Here is a 4,181-nt window from a genome sequence, read left to right as displayed (position 1 = left end):
ATTGATAAATTGGGGGGTTTAAAGATGGTACAACAAAATGCATGGAATAAAAATGTTAAGACTGTAGCACAGCTAAAGGACGAATATAACCACGTGCTTGATAAAGCAATAGACGAATGTGTGTACGACGCGAAAAGAAGCGGTGACGCGGATAAGCTATACGAGGCAACGGTCAAACTAAGCAACGACTACATGAAAACAGAGAAGTACAGAGAGAGCATTAAAAACACGGACAATGAATACAAAGCTCTGGCTATGTACCTCCTAATTGAAAGAACCGGAATGACACAGGCAGAAGCTTCAAAATATATTGGACTACCCGAGCGTAGGTATAGAGAACAGAAAGCAGCCAACAAAGAAGAGTATCCTGATTTGCTCAAGAAGATTGAGAAATATGAGAGGGAAGCGAAACTCACGTGGCTTGTGTACTCGAGGATCTGGAATTACTACAACGCCGTTGACCAACTGCGTAAACTTGGAATTGCCGACGACGAAGAAGCAGAGGACAAATTTATTACCGGCGGCAAGCAAGCCGGGTTTGAGTGTGACCAGGATGCTCCAAATGGGTTAATAGACTATTGGATGACATTAACTCCGGAAGAGAGAAGTGACCTCGGTTGCAGGATATAAAATATTCACGGCGTTAACAAAAAAATTCTGCAAAATTTCTTCTTTCCGTTTTAGTTAATTATTTGTGGCTGGACGTTTTTTTGCCGCCGCCGCTTCAACAGGTTCTTTTTTACTGTTGCCGCGGCGAATACACTGTAGTCCAGTTAATGTCACATCATGTATATAGCGACCAACCGGCCAGAAGGTGCGTAAATTGGTTAGGTAAAACCTAACTAATCAATAATTTTAAATAGTTTAAACACGTATAGTATAGTGAAGACAGTTTTCGGGAGTTCTATAAACCCGACTATAACCCCCAAAAACATTTTTTCATTATCAAGATAAACAAGCCGGTCTTTTCGGGTCTTTCGCCGGCTTATATCACACACGCGCCAAGTCTCCCATCTCTCCCGGCGCGCTTCCACACGTCACGGCTAACACATATCATTCCTCCATGTCCGATGTCGTTATCACACAAAGCCGTGACCTCTCCAAACACTCTTTTTAAAAAGTTCTTTTCTAACATGGTAGAAATACCCTAACTTTTGATTATCTCTTCTTGTACGCGTTCTCCATGGCTTTGGTGGGCAATTACAAAGCGTTTATTAGAGATACGCCCAAAATTGAATATTCTATCCAGAAATACACAGGTTAGGGCATATTCCAAAAGCTTTTATCTTTTGTTAGCGTTTCCTGTTTGGGGGATACGATAGTCAGACTACCTATAATCAAGAATAATGAAGATATTATAAAAGGATACCTTAAATATTTAGAGCTACAGAGCTACAAGGAACGAAAAGAATTGTTCAGGCGGACAGTGACACACGGAAAAAGACAGAGATACCAATGCCAGGAATGCGCAAAATCATTCTATGCTGACGATGAATCGAATAAGGGTGGATAATTTATATTCTGTCTACCCTCTCTATTTATAGGGTCTCTTTTATCTGAACAAAACCATAATCAGAAGAAACTATAAGCCTGTCTTAGCCAGACTTTGACAGACTTAGACAGACTTTTCTATTTTTAAAGCCTTCTGTTATTGTTTGCCCTAACATTAGTTTTGATGGTGTAGTTTCAAGGATTTTCCCCTTAACTGGTTCAAAATATCCGATAAAATCGAATATTTCTTATAGGTTTGTGCCTATATTGGTGTATATAAGAACTTTTCAGACCTGCCGAAGATGGCAAAAAACTTATTTACTGCTTTTTTACCTTAGCTTTAGCTCTTACTTCCGAAAGTTATTTATATGAAGAAGAACATATCTAGTTATGGTAATACCTGATAGAAAAAGTGGATTACCTAAGACAACCCGGAGGTATAGCATGGCAGTAAAAGCAACTAAGAACAAAATAGCCGTAACGGTATATGTAACACCCGACACATACGACGAAATCGACAGAGGAAGAGGGGTACTTAAAATGGGGACATATACAGCAATGGTACTAGAAGAACTGTTTAACCCCGAAGGCGGTATAACAAAATGTCCGACAAGGTAAACAACGAAAAAAGATTTTTTTGTCTTAAAACAAGGAATAAAGAAAAGCAAAGTAAACTAGGAATGACCCCTCAACCCGATTCAGCGGCAACCGAACCGGGAACAGAGGGAAACAACGTATTAACCACATTCGGGCGAATGACGGTTTAAGAATAGTAATTTTCCCCTAAGTTAATATTGGTTTACAAGTTTAAATAACTTACGGGTAAATGCTGTTTTTAGCTATCTGTTCGCCTCCTTTAAAAAGTACAGTACAAGGGGGCTTTAAAACATGGAATCAGCAACAAAACAATACACTGTCAAAGAAGTAGAAAAGATCATTTCTGCGGTAAAAGTATCAGAAAGCGAAGCGGAAAACGTTGAGATTGCCTCAAATGTCATATTCTTATACATGTCTGGCATAAGTAAATCAGACGGTATGAAATTAATAAAATTCAAAATCAGAAGCCACTTTAATATAAAAGACACTGATTCAATTAAAATACTGAATCAGAAACTAAATGAAGTAATCAAAAACCATGAAAAGAACATTAAGCGGAATGAGAAAAACGAAGAGGCAGACGGAGAAATAAAACTCCCATTTAACGAAGTCGCGGATCGCGTAATTCAGAAACAACCACTGTTTACAATGAAAGACACAGGTGAATTCTTCCTTTACAAAGACGGTATGTATAAAAACGACGTCGCAAGCCGGACAATAAACAAAATCATAAGGGACGAATACCAAGAATATTTCTTAGAACAGTGGAACGCTTTATATCCAGACAAGGAACCGGACAACGTACCAGCAGCAAAGGCGGGCTTTGTGTCCGAAGTCATGGAATATATTATTGTAAACACATTTGAAGAACGCAGAAACATAGACGCAGATCAGGGCAGATACATAAACTTCAAGAATGGCTTATTTGATATGAGAAAATGGAAACTGATACCACATACACCGGACGTAATAACAATTTCACAGGTTAACGCTTCATATGAACCAGCCGCGACTTGCCATAATATAAACGCATATTTCACAAGTTGCAGGCTTCCAGAAGAGAGCAAAACGATTCTTGTAGAATTCGCTGGTTATTGCCTCACATATGACGTGAAATTGCAAAAGGCTTTAATGCTGTTCGGTAATGGTTCAAACGGTAAATCAGTGTTCATTAACCTGCTTAAAACCATACTCGGGTATGAAATGGTAAGCGGTGAAAGTCTGCACCAGCTTGAAACAGACAAATACAGGGTAGCGAACCTTTACGGAAAGACATTAAACGCCTTCCCTGACCTGAAAAACGCACCATTGCAGACAAATGAAGTATTCAACACCTTAACCGGAAATGACAAGTACCTGACCGGTGAGCGGAAGTATCAGAACTCTTTCAGCTTTGAAAACACCGCTAAACTGATGTTTTCAGCCAACAAGATACCATTTGCACGCTCTGACAACTTCGCATATTATCGCAGGTGGTTACTGGTTGAATTCCCGTACACCTTCAAAGACGGAGAAATTGACGAAGGGCTTATAGATAAAATAACCACAGAGCAAGAGAAAAGCGGATTTGTTAATTTAATGCTTGAAGGACTGAAAACTGTATTCGAAAACCGCAAATTCTCATACAGTCTAAGCGTTGAAGAAGTTGAAAATACTTATCTCCTTCACTCGGACAACGTAACCGCATTTGAAGAACAGTGTATGAGGGATTGCGAGGCAGACGAGTTCCCGACTGAAAAGAACCAGACATATAACTGGTATAAAACATGGTGCCAGATGAAGAACCTCACACCGGTGAAGGAAAAGGCATTTACAGCAAGGCTCGGAAAACTCGGAAGAAAGATATTTAGTACAACCCGCGTTATTAACACAGGCGGAAAACCAATTCATGTAAAATACTATGAAAATACGGTTGTTGATTTCAAATCAAATAACCGTTAATTTTTTTGAGGGGTATACATGAAGAATAAAACAGTCAATGGAATTGCCAGAACAGTTGGGTGCTCATGGGAGACAGCAAACTACAGACTAAACAAATTATACGAAACAAAAAACATTTCGCGGTTTCCCTCTAAAAACGGAAAATCTTTTAA

Annotated in this window: 3 protein-coding genes; all 3 read left to right on the top strand. The window is 39.2% G+C overall.

The genetic code is table 11. From position 1 onward, the window contains the following. A partial coding sequence (locus tag PHO71_RS25360) for a hypothetical protein (protein WP_300208970.1) occupies positions 1 to 630 on the top strand: 630 nt, incomplete at its 5' end. 1,251 nt (positions 631 to 1,881) lie between these two features. After that, complete coding sequence (locus PHO71_RS25355; RefSeq protein WP_300208969.1) at positions 1,882 to 2,109, top strand: hypothetical protein; 228 nt, start codon at positions 1,882 to 1,884, stop codon at positions 2,107 to 2,109. 270 nt (positions 2,110 to 2,379) lie between these two features. Continuing rightward, positions 2,380 to 4,029 (top strand): phage/plasmid primase, P4 family, encoded by a 1,650-nt coding sequence (locus PHO71_RS25350; protein WP_300208968.1) that lies wholly within the window; start codon positions 2,380 to 2,382, stop codon positions 4,027 to 4,029. Positions 4,030 to 4,181: the final 152 nt, after the last annotated feature.

Source organism: Bacteroides sp. (assembly GCF_028690125.1).
Lineage (GTDB): Bacteria > Bacteroidota > Bacteroidia > Bacteroidales > Bacteroidaceae > Bacteroides.
This window is presented reverse-complemented; position numbering and strand designations above follow the sequence as displayed.